This is a genomic window from Streptomyces sp. NPDC006134 (assembly GCF_040628835.1).
Taxonomy (GTDB): domain Bacteria; phylum Actinomycetota; class Actinomycetes; order Streptomycetales; family Streptomycetaceae; genus Streptomyces.
In genome coordinates this window covers 1-16,496 of sequence record NZ_JBEXTV010000018.1, presented here as the reverse complement: position 1 = coordinate 16,496, position 16,496 = coordinate 1, and the positions used below count along the sequence as shown (strand labels likewise).

The 16,496-nt window shown below is 74.6% G+C and carries 15 protein-coding genes and 1 rRNA gene; 3 read left to right on the top strand and 13 right to left on the bottom strand.

The genetic code is table 11. The annotated features are described in order from the left end of the window. Positions 1–334 precede the first annotated feature (334 nt). On the top strand, positions 335–1,990 hold the full coding sequence (locus tag ABZ340_RS14195; protein ID WP_358782044.1) for a PucR family transcriptional regulator: 1,656 nt from the start codon (positions 335–337) through the stop codon (positions 1,988–1,990). A 9-nt stretch (positions 1,991–1,999) separates the two neighbouring features. On the opposite strand, the gene ABZ340_RS14190 is transcribed toward ABZ340_RS14195, so the two are convergent. From ABZ340_RS14190 to ABZ340_RS14165, 6 genes are all read right to left on the bottom strand, one after another. Continuing rightward, on the bottom strand, positions 2,000–3,142 hold the full coding sequence (locus ABZ340_RS14190) for a glycosyltransferase family 4 protein (RefSeq protein WP_358782043.1): 1,143 nt from the start codon (positions 3,140–3,142) through the stop codon (positions 2,000–2,002). A 562-nt stretch (positions 3,143–3,704) separates the two neighbouring features. Next, positions 3,705–4,478 (bottom strand): hypothetical protein, encoded by a 774-nt coding sequence (locus tag ABZ340_RS14185; RefSeq protein ID WP_358782042.1) that lies wholly within the window; start codon positions 4,476–4,478, stop codon positions 3,705–3,707. Between the two features lie 141 nt (positions 4,479–4,619). Then, complete coding sequence (gene recN / locus ABZ340_RS14180) at positions 4,620–6,362, bottom strand: DNA repair protein RecN (RefSeq protein ID WP_358782041.1); 1,743 nt, start codon at positions 6,360–6,362, stop codon at positions 4,620–4,622. A gap of 269 nt (positions 6,363–6,631) precedes the next feature. Further along, positions 6,632–7,543, bottom strand: coding sequence for an NAD kinase (locus tag ABZ340_RS14175; protein WP_358782040.1), 912 nt, complete (start codon positions 7,541–7,543; stop codon positions 6,632–6,634). Then, positions 7,540–8,355 (bottom strand): TlyA family RNA methyltransferase, encoded by an 816-nt coding sequence (locus tag ABZ340_RS14170; RefSeq protein WP_358782039.1) that lies wholly within the window; start codon positions 8,353–8,355, stop codon positions 7,540–7,542. The genes ABZ340_RS14175 and ABZ340_RS14170 overlap by 4 nt, the downstream gene beginning before the upstream one ends. 7 nt (positions 8,356–8,362) lie before the next feature. Further along, positions 8,363–8,707, bottom strand: coding sequence for a hypothetical protein (locus tag ABZ340_RS14165; RefSeq protein ID WP_358782038.1), 345 nt, complete (start codon positions 8,705–8,707; stop codon positions 8,363–8,365). Positions 8,708–8,749: 42 nt separating this feature from the next. Here ABZ340_RS14165 and ABZ340_RS14160 point away from each other — a divergent pair, with 42 nt between their 5' ends. Next, complete coding sequence (locus ABZ340_RS14160; RefSeq protein ID WP_358782037.1) at positions 8,750–9,097, top strand: SCP2 sterol-binding domain-containing protein; 348 nt, start codon at positions 8,750–8,752, stop codon at positions 9,095–9,097. Here the strand turns inward: ABZ340_RS14160 and ABZ340_RS14155 are convergent. The 4 genes from ABZ340_RS14155 to ABZ340_RS14140 all read right to left on the bottom strand — a co-directional run bounded on the left by ABZ340_RS14155 (position 9,081) and on the right by ABZ340_RS14140 (position 13,202). Further along, positions 9,081–9,968, bottom strand: coding sequence for an ABC transporter ATP-binding protein (locus ABZ340_RS14155; protein ID WP_358782036.1), 888 nt, complete (start codon positions 9,966–9,968; stop codon positions 9,081–9,083). The two genes, ABZ340_RS14160 and ABZ340_RS14155, sit on opposite strands and share 17 nt — an antisense overlap. Then, on the bottom strand, positions 9,965–11,002 hold the full coding sequence (locus ABZ340_RS14150; RefSeq protein ID WP_358782035.1) for an iron chelate uptake ABC transporter family permease subunit: 1,038 nt from the start codon (positions 11,000–11,002) through the stop codon (positions 9,965–9,967). The genes ABZ340_RS14155 and ABZ340_RS14150 overlap by 4 nt, the downstream gene beginning before the upstream one ends. Then, positions 10,999–12,042: an iron chelate uptake ABC transporter family permease subunit gene (locus tag ABZ340_RS14145; RefSeq protein ID WP_358782034.1), complete on the bottom strand. Its 1,044-nt coding sequence runs from the start codon at positions 12,040–12,042 to the stop codon at positions 10,999–11,001. Before ABZ340_RS14145 ends, ABZ340_RS14150 begins: the two co-directional genes overlap by 4 nt. Positions 12,043–12,170: 128 nt before the next feature. Beyond that, the gene (locus ABZ340_RS14140; protein ID WP_358782033.1) at positions 12,171–13,202 is read right to left on the bottom strand and encodes an HAD hydrolase-like protein; all 1,032 of its coding nucleotides are present in this window, start codon (positions 13,200–13,202) and stop codon (positions 12,171–12,173) included. A 72-nt stretch (positions 13,203–13,274) separates the two neighbouring features. Between ABZ340_RS14140 and ABZ340_RS14135 the strand changes: the two genes are divergently transcribed. Beyond that, positions 13,275–14,579 carry a DUF1015 domain-containing protein gene (locus tag ABZ340_RS14135; RefSeq protein WP_358782032.1) on the top strand — a complete coding sequence of 435 codons (1,305 nt, stop codon included), beginning with the start codon at positions 13,275–13,277 and terminating at the stop codon, positions 14,577–14,579. A 91-nt stretch (positions 14,580–14,670) separates the two neighbouring features. Here ABZ340_RS14135 and ABZ340_RS14130 read toward each other — a convergent pair whose 3' ends face one another. From ABZ340_RS14130 to rrf, 3 genes are all read right to left on the bottom strand, one after another. Further along, positions 14,671–15,405, bottom strand: coding sequence for a tetratricopeptide repeat protein (locus ABZ340_RS14130; protein ID WP_358782147.1), 735 nt, complete (start codon positions 15,403–15,405; stop codon positions 14,671–14,673). After that, positions 15,297–16,121, bottom strand: coding sequence for a hypothetical protein (locus tag ABZ340_RS14125; protein ID WP_358782146.1), 825 nt, complete (start codon positions 16,119–16,121; stop codon positions 15,297–15,299). Before ABZ340_RS14125 ends, ABZ340_RS14130 begins: the two co-directional genes overlap by 109 nt. 284 nt (positions 16,122–16,405) lie before the next feature. Continuing rightward, positions 16,406–16,496 (bottom strand): 5S ribosomal RNA (rrf, locus tag ABZ340_RS14120); the annotation flags it as partial.

Sequence of the window (16,496 nt, the reverse complement as noted above, 5' to 3'; positions counted from 1 at the left end):
CCGACGGAACCGGCCTTGAGCCGGTGGACCTCTCGCCCGGGTGTCCCGGGCGTCCCAGGTATCCCGGGTGTTTCGGGTGTCCCGGATGCCTTCGGATGTGCCTGTGCCATTCCCGCTCCTCTCAGCAGTACAGCGCGACGAAATCCGAAGATCGGCCGGGGCTCCTCTTGCGGATGCGTCAGTGTGGCGGCGAAGTGACGTACACCACAACAGACATGCGGTCGTGCGATCCGGCGCCGGGCGCGACGCTCTGTCGGGTGCCGGGGGCCCGGTGCGCGCCCCCGTAACCGCCCGGATATGCCTCCGAAGCACGCACGCCGGTAGCGTCCGGCCCATGAACAGCGGTATCAGCAGCAGGGACGGCGGATTCGACACCCACGGCGCCGGGATCACCGTGCAGCGGGCTCTGGAACTTCCCGGGCTGCGCAGCGGGCTGCCCGAGGTGCTGGCGGGCGCCGACCGGCTGCGCCGCACCGTGCGCTGGGTGCACGCGGGCGAGGTGCCCAACATCGCGTCCCTGCTCAAGGGCGGCGAACTGCTGCTGACCACGGGGTACGGCCTCGGCACCCGGCCCGCCGACCAGCGGGCGTTCGTACGCACCCTGGCCGAGCGCGGCATCGCGGCCCTCGTGGTCGAGCTGGGCCCGCGCTTCACGCGGCTGCCCGCGGCCCTCGTCGACACCGCCCGGACGGCCGGACTGCCCCTGGTGCAGCTGCACCGCGAGGTGCCGTTCGTGACGGTCACCGAGGAGATCCACACCGAGATCGTCAACGGCCACTACGCGCTGCTCCAGCGCGCCGAGGAGGTCCACCGCCGCTGCACCGAGGCCCTGCTGGGCGGCGGCGGGGTGCCTCGGGCGCTCGGGATCCTCGCCGACTTCGGCGGCAACCCCGTCTTCCTGGAGACGGCCGACGGACGGCTGCTGTACGCCGCCGGGGCGGGACCGGAGGGCGCCGACCCGCTCCAGGTGTGGGAGGGGCTGCGGGGCCAGCACAAGGACACCCCGCCGCCCGCGGGCTCGGTCCTGGTCGACGTGCCCGGCGGCGGGCCCGGCGCCGGGTCGGTGCGGGCGCGACTGGTGCTGCTGCCGGTGCGGGCTCCGCTGGCGCCGGTGCACCGGATGGCGGCGGAGCGGGCGGCGGGCATCCTGGCCGTGGTGCTGATGCAGGCCCGCCAGGAGGAGGAGCTGGCCGCGCGCGGGCGCGGCGACTTCCTCACCGACCTCGCCGAGGGCCGCGTCGCGGCGGAGGACGCGCCGGCGCAGGCCCGCGTCCTCGGCTTCAAGCCGGGTGACGGCCCTCTGCTGCCGGTGGTGATGCGGCTGGGTGACGCCCTGTCGCCCGCCGGGGGCGGCTGGGCGGTGCTGGCGCGCGCGGTTGCGGAGGAGCTGGCGGCGGTCGGGGTTCCCGTCCTGCTGGGCGTACGGCCCGTCGAGGGCCGCGTGCCGCTGCTGCTGGGCCTGCGCTCGGAGTCGGAGCGGGCGGCGGTCGCGGACCGGGTCGCGGCGGCGCTGCGGGCGGGCGTGGAGCGGGCCGGGATGCAGCGGCCGGGAGCGCAGCCGCCCGTCGTGGTCGTCGGGCCGGCCGGCGGCTGGGTGGCGGCGTCGGCGGGGCTGCGGCACGCGGCGGAGACGGCGGCCGCGGCGCAGGGCCTGCCGGACCGGCCCTGGTACGACGCCCGCCGCCTCGACATCGACCTGCTGCTGTGGCGGCTGCGCGACCACCCGGACCTGGCGGCGTTCGTGGACCGGGCCATCGGCCCCCTGCGCGACCACGACCGGCGCTCCAAGCCTCCGCTGCTGCCCACGCTGGAGACGTACCTGGCGCACGCGGGCCGCAAGGCGGAGACGGCCCGCGAGCTCCACCTCAACCGGCAGACCCTCTACAACCGCCTCGCCCGCATCGGCGAGTTGCTCGGCACCGATCTCGACGACCCGCAGACGGTCCTGGCGTTGAGCCTGGCACTGCGCGCCCGCCGGCACGTGTCCTGACGGCAGGCTCTAGAGGTACGGCTGCGGCTGTGTCAGCTCGTCGTACACGCTGAGCACTTGGGCGACGGTCTCGTCCTCGGTCGGCCAGGTGGCCGCCTGCCGGGCCCCCTTCTCCCGCAGCTCCGCCCGCCGCCCGGGATCGCCGAGGAGCCGGACGACGGCCTGCGCGAGCGCCTCCGCGTCCCCGTACGGCACGAGTTCGGCGGCGTCGCCGACGAGTTCGGGGATGCCGCCGACGTCGGTCGCGACGAGCGGCACGCGCGCGTGGAGGGCCTCCTGGGCGAGGAGCGAGCGCGCCTCCCGGCGGCTCGGCAGCAGGGCGAGGTCGGCCGCCGCGAGCAGGTCGGTGACGTCGTCGCGGCGGCCGATGAGCCGGACCGGCAGCCCTTCGTCCTCGATCCGCCGCTGCAACGCCGCGCGCAGCGGCCCCTCCCCGGCGACGACGGCCAGCGGTACCGGATCGAGGCGGCGCCACGCGCGCGCGGCGTCGAGCAGGACGTCGTAGCCCCGGTGCCGGTCGAGGGAGCCGACGGCGATGAGCAACGGGCGTTCGACGGCGCCGAGTTCGGCCCGGAGCTTGGGGTGCAGCCCGTCCGGGTCCCCGGGCGGGGCGGGACGGCGGGGCCCGGGCAGTGCGACGGCGGCGAGCCGGGCGTCCCGCGCGCCCGTCCGCCGCGCCCGGTCGACCAGGTCCGAGGTGGTGCCGAGGACCACGGTGGCGGTCCGCATCACCCGCCGCTCCAGCACGCGCAGCAGATGGGCGCGCGGCCCTTCGGCGTGGGCGCGATCGTGCCAGGTGACGACGAGCGGGGTGCGCACGCGCCGCCCGCTGAGGGCGAGCACGGCGCGGAAGGAGGCGTGCAGCCCGTGCGCGTGCACCAGGTCGGCGTCGGCGCAGGCCGCCCGCAGCGCGGCCACGGCGACCGGGTCGCTGCTGCGCGGCACGTGGACGTGGTCGGCGCCGGTGCCGGTGAAGTCGTAGGCGTGTTCCGCTTCGACGGGGGCGCACACCGTCACCTTCACGCCCCGCGCGACGAGCCCCGCGGCCAGCGAGCGCACGTGGGCGCTGCTGCCGGCGTTGCCGCCGCCCAGCACCTGCACGGTGCGCAGCGGCGGCCGGCCGTGCGGTGCGTGGCTGCTCACGGGGGTCACGTGGCCGGGGCTCCTGGTTCGGCGTCGGGCGGTCACGAAGAACGTACAGAAGGATGGAGCGACAGGGGCGCACCGTGCGCTTTTCTCCGGGTTCTCCGCCAAGAATGCCAGGACGCGAGGGTGTTCCGGGAACGCCGGCCCCGCGAGGGCCCGGCGGAACGGCACGTCGGGTCACCCACAGGGGTGAGGTGCGGGCGGCGGGTTTCCGGACGAGAGGGCCGGGACGCGGCGCCGGCGCACTTCCCGCGCACGAACGCGCTCACCCACCACGGGACCACCGCACGCCGCCCAGCCCTTCCCGCCACGGACCACCGCACGCCGCCCAGCCCTCTTCCGCCACGGACCACCGCACGCCACCCAGCCCTCTTCCGCCACGAACCACCGCACGCCACCCAGCCCTCTTCCGCCACGAACCACCGCACGCCGCCCAGCCCTCTTCCGCCACGGACCACCGCACGCCACCCCGCCCTCTTCCGCCGCGGGCCATCGCACGCCACCCCGCCCCTCCCCACCACGGACCACTGCGCGCCATCCCACCCCCTCCCACCATGGACCACCACGCTCACCCGATCCCCTCCCACCGCTCCCACCGCGCCACCGCGCTCACCCGGTCCCCGTACGCCGCCGCGGCCACCAGCGCGGCGGCGTGCGCGGCCAGCCCGGCGCGCCCGCGCGAGAGGGCGATCGCCGTGCCCAGAGCCGCGCCCAGTGCGTGTGCGCCCGTGTCGCCGAGCATCTCCCGCCCGCCGAGGTCGTCGGGGAGGACGGCCGCGGCGGCCCCCATCGCCGCGGCGGCGCACCGCGCCCCGGGTCCTTCCCGCAGCAGCCCCGGCGCCCCCAGCGCGAGCACCGCGGCGGCGGCCCGCCCGGGCCGTACGTCGACGAGGTTGACGAGATGCGCGGTCCCGGCGATCACCACCCCCGCGAGCACCTTGTCGAGCGCCCGTTCCTTGAGCAGCGCGCCCGCGACGAGCCCGGCCGCGGAGATCCCGAACAGCTTCACCGCCCCGCTGGTGACCTCGCCCTCCCGCAGCGCCCCCAGATGCGCCCGGAAGCCGCGCCGGGGATCCCCGGCCCCGGCCACGTCGTCGTACGCTCCGCAGGCACCGGCGGCCAGCACCGCGAACCCGGCGGCCGGCCGGACCCGCCCGGCGCCGACGGCCGCCGCGAGGGCGGAGGCGGGCCCGGCGTACAGCGCGACGGGGCGGCCCGCGTGATTCGTCCGCTCCCAGCGGGCCCGCCCGCCCGGCGCCGTGGCGCGCAGCGCGGTCAGGCCGGCCCTGGTGAGCGCGGCGGCGAGTCCGAAGGAACCGGTTTCACGTGCGCGGTCGATCATCCGGCCAGCCTAGGAGGCGGCACCGGCACCCAGGGGCGCGCCCCGCGCGCCCGCCCGTTCCCCGGCACGCCCGCACGCACTCATCCCCACGCACCCGGCACCCGCCACACACCCGGCCCCCGGCGCGGCCCGCGCGCCGCCCTACAGATCCGCCCGCGCCGTGGCCAGCAGCTCCTCCGCGTGCGCCCGGGCCGTCTCCGAGTCCTCCTGCCCGGCGAGCATCCGGGACAGCTCCCGGATGCGTTCCTCGCCCTCCAGGACCTTCACGCCGGACCGGGTCACCGACCCGTCGTTCGTCTTCTCGACCAGCAGCTGCCGGTCGGCGAACGCGGCCACCTGCGGCAGATGCGTGACGACCACGACCTGCGCGGTCTTCGCCAGCTTCGCCAGGCGCCGCCCGATCTCGACGGCAGCCTTGCCGCCGACCCCGGCGTCCACCTCGTCGAACAGGTACGTCGGCACCGGGTCGGTCCCCGCGAACACGACCTCCACGGCCAGCATCACGCGCGACAGCTCACCGCCGGACGCGCCCTTGGCGATGGGCCGGGCCGGCGCTCCCGGGTGCGGGGCGAGCAGCAGCTCGACCTCGTCGACGCCCGACGGCCCGTAGGCGACCGTACGCCCGCCGACCTCCACGCCCTCCGGGTCCTCCGTCTGCCGGATCGAGAACGACACGCGCGCGTGGGGCATGGCCAGCGAGGCCAGCTCGGCGGTCACGGCGGCGGCGAACCGCTCGGCGGCCTCCGTCCGCGCGTCCGTCAGCGCCTGCGCGAGGCCGCCCAGTTCGGCCCTCAGGGCGTCCCGTTCGGCGGTCAGTTCCCCGATCCGCTCGTCGTCGCCCTCCAGCTCGGTCAGCCGCGCCGCGCTCCGCTCGGCCCACTCCAGTACGGCGGCGACGTCCTCGCCGTACTTGCGCGTGAGCCCGTTGATCGCGGCCCGCCGTTCCTCGACCGCCGCCAGGCGGCGCGGGTCGGCCTCCAGGTCGTCGGCGTATCCGGCGAGCTCCCCCGCCACGTCGCGCAGCAGGATCCCGATCTCCGCGATCCGGTCCGCGAGCGGCGCCAGCGCCGGATCGTGCGACCGGACGGCGTCCAGGGCGCGCTGGGCGCCCGCGACGAGGGTCGCCGCGTCGACGCCCTCGGGGTCCTCCGGATCACCGGCGAGCGCGGCGTGCGCGGCCGTCGCGGCGGACGCCAGCGCCTCGGCGTTGCCCAGCCGCTCCGCCTCCTCCGCCAGCTCCACGTCCTCGCCGGGGCGCGGCTCGACGGCGGCGATCTCGTCGAGCCCGTAGCGCAGCATGTCGGCTTCCTGGGCGCGCTCACGCGCGCGCGTGGTGATCTCCTCCAGCTCCGCGGAGACCGCCCGCAACCGCTTGTACGCCGCGCCGTACTTGGCGAGCGGCACGGCGACCGCGTCGCCCGCGTACCGGTCCAGCGCCTGCCGCTGCCGGGACTGCTTGAGCAGCCCCTGCTGGTCGGTCTGCCCGTGCACGGCCACCAGTTCGTCGGCGAGCTCGGCGAGCAGCCCGACAGGCACCGACCGGCCGCCCAGGTGCGCCCGCGACCGTCCCTCGGCGGAGACAGTACGGCTGATCAGCAGCGCCCCGTCGTCCAGCTCGGCCCCGGCCTCCTCGGCCCGTACGACGACGGAGGCGTCCGCGGGCACGGCGATCCGCCCCTCCACGACCGCGTTCTTGGCGCCGATCCGCACCAGGGCCGGGTCGGCGCGCCCGCCCAGCAGCAGCCCCAGGCTGGTGACCACCATGGTCTTGCCCGCGCCCGTCTCACCGGTGACGGCGGTGAAGCCGGGCGACAGCTCGACGACCGCGTCGTCGATCACTCCGAGCGACCGTATCCGCATCTCCTCCAACACGCACCCGACCATACGAGGTTTCGCCCGTGCTGTGCGACGTCACCCCACCCAACCGGGGCTGCCGCAGGCCGTGCCCCGCCCCGGCGGGTCACCCGTTGCACGAGTGTTCCCCACTGCCGCGCGGGGTGTTCCCCACTGCCGCACGGGGCGATCCGCTCGTATCCGCGAGGGACGAGCCTCGGCCATGTCCGGGACGAGGTCCGGATACGCCGCTCCCCGCCCGCACGGGGATGCGGGCGCCACGCCGCTTCACGCCGGGTGCGGCACCCGCGCCATCCGCTTCACGCCGGGTGCGGCGCCCCGCGCCATCCGGACACCGGCAGCGCGAACTTCGCCACCAGCCGGTCCGTGAAAGAAGCGTGGTGCAGCCGGGCCAGCCGTACCGGCACCGCCCCCCGCCGCACCTCCACCCGCGCCCCGGCCGGCAGCTCCACCGTCCGCCGCCCGTCGCACCACAGCACCCCCGGCGGGATGTGCGGCAGCACCTCCACCGCCAGCACGGAGTCCGGCGACGTCACCAGCGGCTTGGCGAACAGGGCGTGCGCGCTGATCGGCACCATCAGCAGCGCCTCGACCTCCGGCCACACCACGGGTCCGCCCGCCGAGAAGGCGTAGGCGGTCGACCCGGTCGGCGTCGCGCACACGATCCCGTCGCAGCCGAACCCGGTCACCGGCCGCCCGTCGATCTCCAGCACCACCTCGAGCATCCGCTCCGCGGACACCTTCTGCACGGCCGCCTCGTTCAGCGCCCAGTCGGTGTGCACGACGTCCCCGTTGCGGTGGACGACGACGTCGACGGTCATCCGCTCCTCGACCTCGTACGCCCGGCTCACCACCCGCTCGACGACCTGGTCGAGGTCGTCCCGCTCGGCCTCCGCGAGGAAGCCGACGCGCCCGAGGTTGACGCCGAGCATCGGCACCCCGGAGGCGCGGGCGAACTCGGCGCCGCGCAGCAGGGTGCCGTCACCGCCCAGCACGATGAGCAGCTCGCACCCGTCCAGGCTCTCCGGGGTGGCCTCCTTGACCAGCTCCACCTCGTCCGGCAGCGGCAGGTCGCACGCCTCCGCCTCCAGGACGCGTACGCCCAGCCCGGAGCGCAGCAGCCCTTTGACCACGAGCTCGGCACTGCGCACGGCGGCGGGCCGTCCGGTGTGGGCCAGCAGGAAAACAGTACGAGCTCGGTTCTGTGTCAACGCGGCCCCTCCGCCACTGCACGGTCGATGTCGGCCGGGTCCACCTCCGGTGCCCCGGCCCGCAGCCACAGAAAGTACTCGACGTTGCCGGAGGGGCCGGGCAGCGGACTGGCGGTGACACCCCGCACGCCGAGCCCCAGTTCCCACGCCCTGCCGGCGACGCCCCGCACCGCCTCGGCCCGCAGCTCGGGGCTGCGGACGACTCCGCCGCTGCCCAGCCGCTCCTTCCCCACCTCGAACTGGGGCTTGACCATCATCACCAGATCGGCGTCCGGCCTCGCGCACCGCACGAGGGCGGGCAGCACCAGTCCGAGCGGGATGAAGGACAGGTCCCCCACGACGAGGTCCACGGGCTCCCCGTCGATCGCCTCCAGCGTCAGTTCGCGCACGTTGGTGCGGTCCTTGACGGTGACGCGTTCATCGCTCTGCAGCGACCAGGCCAGCTGTCCGTACCCGACGTCGACGGCGACGACGTGCGCGGCGCCCGCGCGCAGCAGGACGTCGGTGAAGCCACCGGTGGAGGCACCGGCGTCCAGCGCCCGCCGTCCCTCGACGACCAGGCCCTGCGGCACGAACGCCTTCAGCGCCCCGGCGAGCTTGTGCCCGCCGCGGGAGACGTACTCCGGGTCGCTGTCGTCCTGCGCGACGACGATGGCCGCCGCGGTCTCCACCTGCGTGGCCGGCTTGGTCGCGACGGTCCTGCCCACGGTGACCCGCCCGGCGGCGATCAGCTGGCTGGCGTGCTCGCGCGAGCGCGCGAGCTTCCGGCGGACCAGCTCCGCGTCGAGACGGCGGCGTGCGACTCCTGCCACGTTCGGTTCAGCTCCTATTGCCGTACGTCGAGGGGGGCGCCGGAGGTCCCGGGCGGGCGTCGAGCGCGGTGAGCGCGTCGCGCAGCCCCCGGTGTACATCCTCGTACACCTCGACGTGTCCGTCCGTGGCGAGGTGGTCGGCGTCGGCCAGCCGCTCCAGGTGGGCGTCCACCTCGGCATTGCCGGTGGGCGTGCGGGGGACGTGCAGCGGGGCGGGGCCGACGGGGGCGTGCTCCGCCTCCGGATCCGCCTCCGCGCCCACCTCCGCCTCCAGATCCGTCTCCGGGGCCAGATCCGTCTCCGTCTCCGGGTCCGTCCCCGGGGTCTCGGCCGGGGCAACTGCATCGTCCATGCCCCGACGCTACCCCGAACCGCTGGGGTACCGTCGGTCGCGATGGCCACGATCGAGGAGTGCCGCGCCGCACTCGACACACTCTCGGACAACATGCAGAACGCCGAAGGGGACGTCCGCGAAGCCGCGGCCCTGGACCGTTCGGTGAGCTGCCACATCACGGACCTCGACGTCACCTTCGCCGGCCGTCTCGTGGACGGCCGGATCCGGGTCGACGACACCTTCCCGGGGCCGCCGCGCGACAAGGCCCAGATCAGACTGTCCCTGGCCGGCGACGACCTGCTGGCGCTGGTCGACGGCGAGCTGAACTTCGCCAAGGCGTGGGGGTCGGGCCGGGTGAAGCTGGAGGCCGGCCTGCGCGACCTGTTCCGCCTCAGGAAGCTTTTGTAGCCGCCAGTTTCCCGGAACCGGCGCCCGCACCCTCCCGCGCCTTGCGCGCGGCCGGCACGATCAGCGGCGTCCCCGTCTCGGGGTCGTCGATGACCTGGCAGCGCAGCCCGAAGACCTCCTCGACCAGCTCGGCCGTGACGATGTCGTTCGGCGCGCCCTGGGCGATCACCTTGCCGCCGCGCAGGGCGATGAGGTGGGTGGCGTAGCGGGCGGCGTGGTTGAGGTCGTGCAGGACGGCGACCAGGGTGCGCCCCTGCTCCTCGTGGAGTTCCGCGCACAGGTCCAGCACGTCGATCTGGTGCTGGATGTCGAGGTAGGTCGTCGGCTCGTCCAGCAGCAGCAGCGGCGTCTGCTGGGCGAGGGCCATCGCGATCCACACGCGCTGCCGCTGGCCGCCGGAGAGCTCGTCGACGTACCGGTCGGCGAGTTCGGCGACCCCGGTCTGCCGCATGGACTCCTGCACGACCCGCTCGTCCTCGTCGGACCACTGGCGCAGGAGGCCCTGGTGCGGGTAGCGGCCCCGGCCGACGAGGTCGGAGACGGTGATCCCGTCGGGCGCGATCGACGACTGCGGCAGCAGGCCGAGGGTGCGCGCGACCTTCTTGGCGGGCATCGACTGGATGACCTGCCCGTCGAGCAGCACCCGGCCCTGGCTGGGCTTGAGCATCCGCGACAGGGCCCGCAGCAGCGTCGACTTGCCGCACGCGTTGGGGCCGACGATCACGGTGAAGGAGTTGTCGGGTATCTCCACCGACAGCTGCTCGGCGATGACGCGCTGGTCGTAGGCGAGGGTGACGTTCTCGGCGGACAGACGGTTCACGGTGCTCCTTTGGTTGTTCAGCCCGCTGCTGACGCTGGTGCCGGCGCTCATATCCGGCCCTTCTTGCGCTCGGTGACCAGCAGCCACAGCAGGTAGGCCCCGCCGAGGACGCCGGTCACCACGCCCACCGGCAGCTGGTCGGCGCCGAAGGCCCGCTGCGAGACCCAGTCGGCGGCGACCAGCAGGGCGGCGCCCATGCACAGGGACGGCAGCAGGTTCGGGCCGGGCGAACGGGTCAGGCGCCGGGCGAGCTGCGGCGCGGTGAGCGCGACGAAGCTGACCGGTCCGGCGGCGGCGGTGGCGGACGCGGTGAGCAGCACGGCGGCGACCAGCAGCAGCATCCTCACCCGCTCGACACGCACGCCGAGCGCGTTGGAGATGTCGTCGCCCATCTCCATCATCCGCAGCCCGCGCGCGTTGACGAGGACCAGCGGCACGAGGACGGCGCACAGCACGAGCAGCGGCCACACCTGCTCCCAGCCGCGGCCGCTGAGGGACCCGGTCATCCACACCACCGCGCGGGCGGCGTCGACGATGTCCGCCTTGGTGAGCAGATAGCCGTTGATCGCCGTGACGATCGCGTTCACACCGATACCGACCAGGACCAGCCGGTAACCGTGCACGCCCCGCTTCCAGGCGAGCAGATAGATGGCGAGACCGGTCACCAGGCCGCCGGCGAGCGCACCGGCCGTCACCTGGGCCGCGCTCCCGGACAGCAGCACGATCACCGTGAGGGCGCCGGCCGTCGCGCCCTGCCCGAGACCGAGCACGTCCGGGCTGCCCAGCGGGTTGCGGGAGATGGCCTGGAACAGCGCACCGCCCAGCCCCAGCGAGGCACCGACCAGCAGGCCCACCAGGACGCGGGGCAACCGCAGCTCGTTGACGATGAACTCCTGGCCGGGGTCCCCCTGCCCGACGAGGGTCTTCAGCACGTCGGCGGCCGGGATCGGGAAGTCGCCGGTGCCGATCAGCACCACACTCGCGGCGAGCGCGGCGGCCAGCAGCAGGACGACGACGGTCACGGCGCGGACGTCGAGACGGAACGAGAGCCCGCCCGGGGTCCGCACGGCACGGTTGGTCTTCACAGCTGGGCCGTCCTCCGCCGTCGTACGAGAAAGATGAAGACCGGGCCGCCGATGACGGCGGTCACGATGCCGACCTGGAGCTCGGCGGGCCGCGCGGCGATCCGTCCGAGGACGTCGGCGCCGAGCAGCAGCACGGGCGACAGGATCGTGGCGTACGGCAGGATCCAGCGCAGGTCGGGTCCGGTGAAGGAGCGGACGACGTGGGGCACCATCAGCCCGACGAACACGATCGGCCCGCAGGCGGCGGTCGCCGCCCCGCACAGCACGGTCGCGGCGAGCATGGCCAGCGCCCGGGTGCGGTTCAGGTCGGCGCCGAGCGCCTTGGCGGTGTCGTCACCCATCTCCATGGCGTTCAGCGGCCGGGCCAGGACGAGCGCCAGGACGGTGCCCACCACGAAGAACGGCAGCACCCGCAGGATGGTCTCGTCGGTCGCCGAGGACAGCGAACCGACCGTCCAGAAGCGCATCGCGCCCAGCGCCGCGTCGTCCAGGATCATCACGGCCTGGAGGTAGCCGAAGAGCGCGGCGCTGATCGCCGTACCGGCGAGCGCGAGCCGCACCGGCGTCGCCCCCCGGCTGCCGCCGAGGAACCACACCAGCGCCCCGACGGCCGCCGCTCCCAGGAACGCGAACCACACGTACCCGGTGAGCGAGGTGACCCCGAAGAACGAGATGGCGGTAACGACCGCGGCGGACGCGCCCGCGTTGAGGCCCAGCAGCCCGGGATCGGCCAGCGGATTGCGGGTCAGCGCCTGCAGCACCGCGCCGGACAGGCCGAGCGCGGCACCGGCGAGGAGTCCGAGGACGGTCCTCGACAGCCGCTCGCTCACCACGACGTCGCCATAGCTGCCCGAGTCGTGGAACAGGCCGTGCCAGACCTGTCCGAGAGAGAGGTCCTTCGCGCCGACCGCGATGCTCACCATGGCGACGAGCACCAGGATCGCCACGGAGACAAGCAGCCCAAAGGCACGTATCGCCCGGCGTTTTGGGGGCGCGGGGGCGATTTCCGCGCGCTGTTCGGGAGGACTGTCGACCAACACGCAGTTAGGTTAGCCTACCCTCGCATTCGATCACGATCCCCGAGGCGTCACCCCGCGTGGAGCCCGCCCGGGAACCGTACGCCCCTCCACCGGCCCCACAACACCCCCGTACCGGCCCCGCCCCGGCCTCAGAGCCCCAGCCGCGCCAGCGCCTTCCCCGCCTCCAGCGTGCACACGCCCTCCCCGGCCGCCGTCCAGGCCACCGCGCACAGCGCACGCAGCCCGTCCAGGGCCTCACCGTCCCCCTCCAGCTCCAGCCGCCCCGCTCCGGCCGCCGCCGTCCAGCCACCGCAGCGGAACCCGCCGTCCGCCGCCCCGGTGACCTCCGGCTGCCCGGTGAGCAGCCCCCGCAGATCGGCGTCGACGTACGTCGGCCGGTGCTGCGGCGGCGCGGCCAGCAGCCGGGCCCCGTCGGTCACACCGGTCAGCACGAGCAGCGAGTCCACGTCCCCGTTGAACGCGCCCTCGATGTCGGTGTCCAGCCGGTCCCCCACCACCAGGGGCCGCCGCGCCCCCGTCCGCAGGATCGTCTCCCGGTGCATCGGCGGCAGCGGCTTGCCCGCGACCTGCGGCGTGGCACCGGTGGCGATCCGCACGACCTCCACCGCCGCCCCGTTGCCCGGCGCGATGCCCCGCGCGCCGGGAATCGTCAGATCCGTGTTGGACGCGTACCACGGCACGCCCCGCGCGATGGCGTAGCACGCCTCCGCGAACCGCCCCCACGGCAGCTCGGGCCCGCCGTACCCCTGCACCACCGCCGCCGGGTCGTCGTCCGCGGACTCCACGGGCTCCAGCCCGCGCTCGCGCAGCGCCACCCGCAGCCCCTCCCCGCCGATCACCAGCACGCGCGCCCCCGCCGGCACCTGCTCGGCGATCAGCCGCGCCACCGCCTGCGCCGAGGTGACGACGTCGTCCGCCCCCGTCGGTATGCCCAGCTCGGTCAGGTGCGCGGCCACCGCGTCCGGCGTCCGCAGCGCGTTGTTGGTGACGTACGCCAGGTGCATGCCGCCCGCGCGGGCCTCGGCGAGCGAGTCGACGGCGTGCGCGATCGCTTTCCCGCCCGCGTACACGACACCGTCCAGGTCGAGCAGCGCCGTGTCGTACGCCTCGCTCAGGGTCTGCCCACTGCCCTCGGGCCTCGTCCTGACGCTCCGGCTCATTCCGCATCGCTCCTCGTTCGACGGCTTTCCCCCGATCATCCCCCATGCCACCGACACACGTACGATGCCGGGATGGACGCCGGGACGCACACAGCAGGTCACTCGGAGACAACGGCGCACCAGGGCCTGGAACTCACCCCGTTCCGGGGCCTTCGCTACGACCCCGACCGGGTCGGCAGCCTGGCCGCCGTGACCTCCCCGCCGTACGACGTCGTGGTCCGCCCCGACGGCCTGCACCAGCTCGAATCCGCCGACCCGCACAACATCGTCCGCCTGATCCTGCCGCAGGCCGCCACCCCCGCCGCCCGCAACGAGCAGGCCGCCCGCACCCTGCGCCGCTGGCGGGCCGAGGGCATCCTGACCTCCGACCCCGAGCCGGGCCTGTACGTCTACGAGCAGCGCGACGGCGCGGGACTGCTGCAACGCGGCATCATCGGCGCCCTGCGCGTGTCGGACCCCGCCGAGAAGCTCGTCCTGCCGCACGAGGACGTCATGCCGCACGTCGTCGCCGACCGAGCGGCCCTCATGCGCGCCACCTCGGCGAACCTGGAGCCCCTCCTCCTGACCTACCGCGGCGACACCACGACCACCGCGACGGCCGCCCTCGTCGAACGCACCGCCGGCCGGCCGCCCCTCCTGTCGACCACCACGGACGACGGCTTCTGCCACCGCCTGTGGGCCGTCACCGACCCCGGCGACATAGCCCGCGTCCAGACCGACCTGGCCCGGCAGCAGGCGCTGATCGCCGACGGCCACCACCGCTGGGCCACCTACCGCAGGCTCCGCGCGGAACACCCCTCCCCCACCCCCTGGGACCACGGCCTGGTCCTCCTGGTCGACACGGCCCGCTATCCCCTGCGCGTCCGCGCCATCCACCGCCTCCTGCACGGCCTGCCCGTGACGGACGCGCTGACGGCCCTGGAGGGCCACTTCCGCGTCCGCCGCCTCGCCGTTCCCCTGACCGAAGCTCTGACGGCCCTCGCCGAGGCGGCCCGCACGGGCAACGCCTTCCTCCTCGCCGGCGACGGCGCCTTCCACCTCGTCGACCGCCCGGACCCGGCCCTGCTGGCCCGCACGGTCCCCGCCGACCGCCCGGAGGCCTGGCGCACCCTGGACGCCACGGTCCTGCACGCCACGCTCCTCCCCCACGTCTGGCACGTCCCCGAGGACTCCCCGGCCCACATCGCCTACATCCACGACACCGCCGCGACCGTGGCCAAGGCGGAACGCGACGGCGGTACGGCGGTCCTGATGCACCCGGTCCGCGAGGACGTCGTCCGCGACCTCGCCCGCCAGGGCGTCACCATGCCCCGCAAGTCGACGTCGTTCGGCCCGAAACCGGCCTCCGGCCTGGTCCTGCGCGCCCTGGACCTCTGACACCTCCGGCACACCGTCGAACCCCGGACACGCCGAGGGGCGGGACCCGCGCACGGATCCCGCCCCTTCACCACTCGTTCGACGCCTGCCGTCAGTCCCGGTCGTCAGCGCCGGAACCGTCCGCCGGCTCCCCCTCCGCCGCCGTCTCGTCGAGCGCGTCGACGAACTCCACGCCGTCCAGCTCGGCCAGCCGGTCGGAGGCATCGGTGCTGCCGTCCCGGTCGGACTCCACGGCCTTGGCGAACCACTCCCGCGCCTCGCTCTCCCGCCCGGCGGCCAGCAGCGCGTCGGCGTACGCGTACCGCAGCCGAGCGGTCCACGGCTGTACGGCGTTGGAGGCCAGCTCGGGGCTCTGCAGCGTCACGATGGCCGCGTCCAGCTGCCCCATGTCACGCCGGGCGCCGGCCGCGACGAGCCGCATCTCGACCTGCCCGGCCTTGTCCAGCTTGTGCACCTCGGGCGCACCGGCCATCTCCAGCGCCTTCTCCGGCCGCCCGAGCCCGCGCTCGCAGTCGGCCATGAGCGGCCACAGGTCCACGCCACCGGTCATCCGCCGCGCGGCCCGGAACTCGGCCAGCGCCTCGCTGTACTTCTGGTTCGCGTACGCCGCGAACCCGGCCGCCTCCCGCACGGCGGCGACCCGCGACGCCAGCCGCAGGGCCACCTTGGAGTAGCCGTACGCCGCCTCGGGGTCCTCGTCGATCAGCCGGGCCACCATCACCAGGTTCCTGGCGACGTCGTCCGCGAGCGTCTTGGGCAGGCTCTGCAGCTCCTGCCGTACGTCCTTGTCGATCTCGTTGCCCGTGACGTCCTCGGGAATCGGCAGCCGCTTGATCGGCTCCCGGTCCCGGTCCCGCTCGTCCCGGAAGCGTCCCCCGCCACGCCGGTCGTCCCGGCCGCGGTCGTCCCGCCCACGGAACCCGCCGGGACGCCCCCCACGATCGTCCCGCCGACCGTAACCACCACGCCCACGCTCGTCACGCCCGCGGTCATCACGTCCGCGATCATCCCGCCCACGGAACCCACCGCGCTCACCACGCTGGTCGTCCCGCCCACGGAACCCACCCCGCTCGGCACGGTCATCGCGCCGGTCATCGCGCCGGTCGTCCCGCCGGAACCCACCACGGTCACCACGCTCGCCGCCCCGACGGTCATCACGGCGGTCGTCGCGACGACCGAAGCCGGCACGCTCCCCACGCGGTCCCCGGTCATCGTCACGCCGGTGCCCGAAACGGTCACCGTCCCGACGCTCGCCCCGGCGATCGTCCCTACGATCGTCGCGGCGGTCGTCCCTACGGTCGTCACGGCGGCCAAAGCCGCCCCGCTCACCCCTGCTGTCGTCACGCCGGAACCCACCGCGCTCCGGGCGGTCACCCCGATCGTTACGGCGGTCATCGCGGTCATCCCGGCGGAAGGAAGGCCGGTCTCCGTCCCGCCGGAACCCACGGTCGCGATCGTCACGGCGGTCATCACGCCGGTCATCGCGCCGATCGTCACGGCGGTCGTCACGACGACCGTAACCACCCCGGTCACGGTCGTCACGGCGGAAGCCTCCCCGGCTGCCGCCTCCGCGCTCCGCACGGTCCCCGCGGTCGTTGCCACGCCGGGGCCCGCCTCGGTAGCCACCGCGGTCAGAACGGTCACCACTGTCCCGTCGCCGCTGGTCGCGCTCCGGTCGGTCGTCGGGAGAGTTGGTGGACATCGGTGACTCCTGTCTTCGGTACCACAGTTAATTCTCGCGCAGCCGGGTACCCGGCGCGCTCTGGAAAAACAAAAGGACCCCTGGTCCCAGCTGTACGCTGGTGACCAGGGGTCCTCCAAAAATTGTTCGGCGGCGTCCTACTCTCCCACAGGGTCCCCCCTGCAGTACCATCGGCGCTGTAGAGCTTAGCTTCCGGGTTCGGAATGTAACCGGGC

What these genes read in the sequence shown, in the direction of transcription:
- ABZ340_RS14195 (WP_358782044.1), top strand. Translation starts at nt 335, where the DNA reads ATGAACAGCGGTATCAGCAGCAGGGACGGCGGATTCGACACCCACGGC.
- ABZ340_RS14185 (WP_358782042.1), bottom strand. Translation starts at nt 4,478, where the DNA reads ATGATCGACCGCGCACGTGAAACCGGTTCCTTCGGACTCGCCGCCGCG.
- recN (WP_358782041.1), bottom strand. Translation starts at nt 6,362, where the DNA reads ATGGTCGGGTGCGTGTTGGAGGAGATGCGGATACGGTCGCTCGGAGTG.
- ABZ340_RS14165 (WP_358782038.1), bottom strand. Translation starts at nt 8,707, where the DNA reads ATGGACGATGCAGTTGCCCCGGCCGAGACCCCGGGGACGGACCCGGAG.
- ABZ340_RS14160 (WP_358782037.1), top strand. Translation starts at nt 8,750, where the DNA reads ATGGCCACGATCGAGGAGTGCCGCGCCGCACTCGACACACTCTCGGAC.
- ABZ340_RS14155 (WP_358782036.1), bottom strand. Translation starts at nt 9,968, where the DNA reads ATGAGCGCCGGCACCAGCGTCAGCAGCGGGCTGAACAACCAAAGGAGC.
- ABZ340_RS14140 (WP_358782033.1), bottom strand. Translation starts at nt 13,202, where the DNA reads ATGAGCCGGAGCGTCAGGACGAGGCCCGAGGGCAGTGGGCAGACCCTG.
- ABZ340_RS14135 (WP_358782032.1), top strand. Translation starts at nt 13,275, where the DNA reads ATGGACGCCGGGACGCACACAGCAGGTCACTCGGAGACAACGGCGCAC.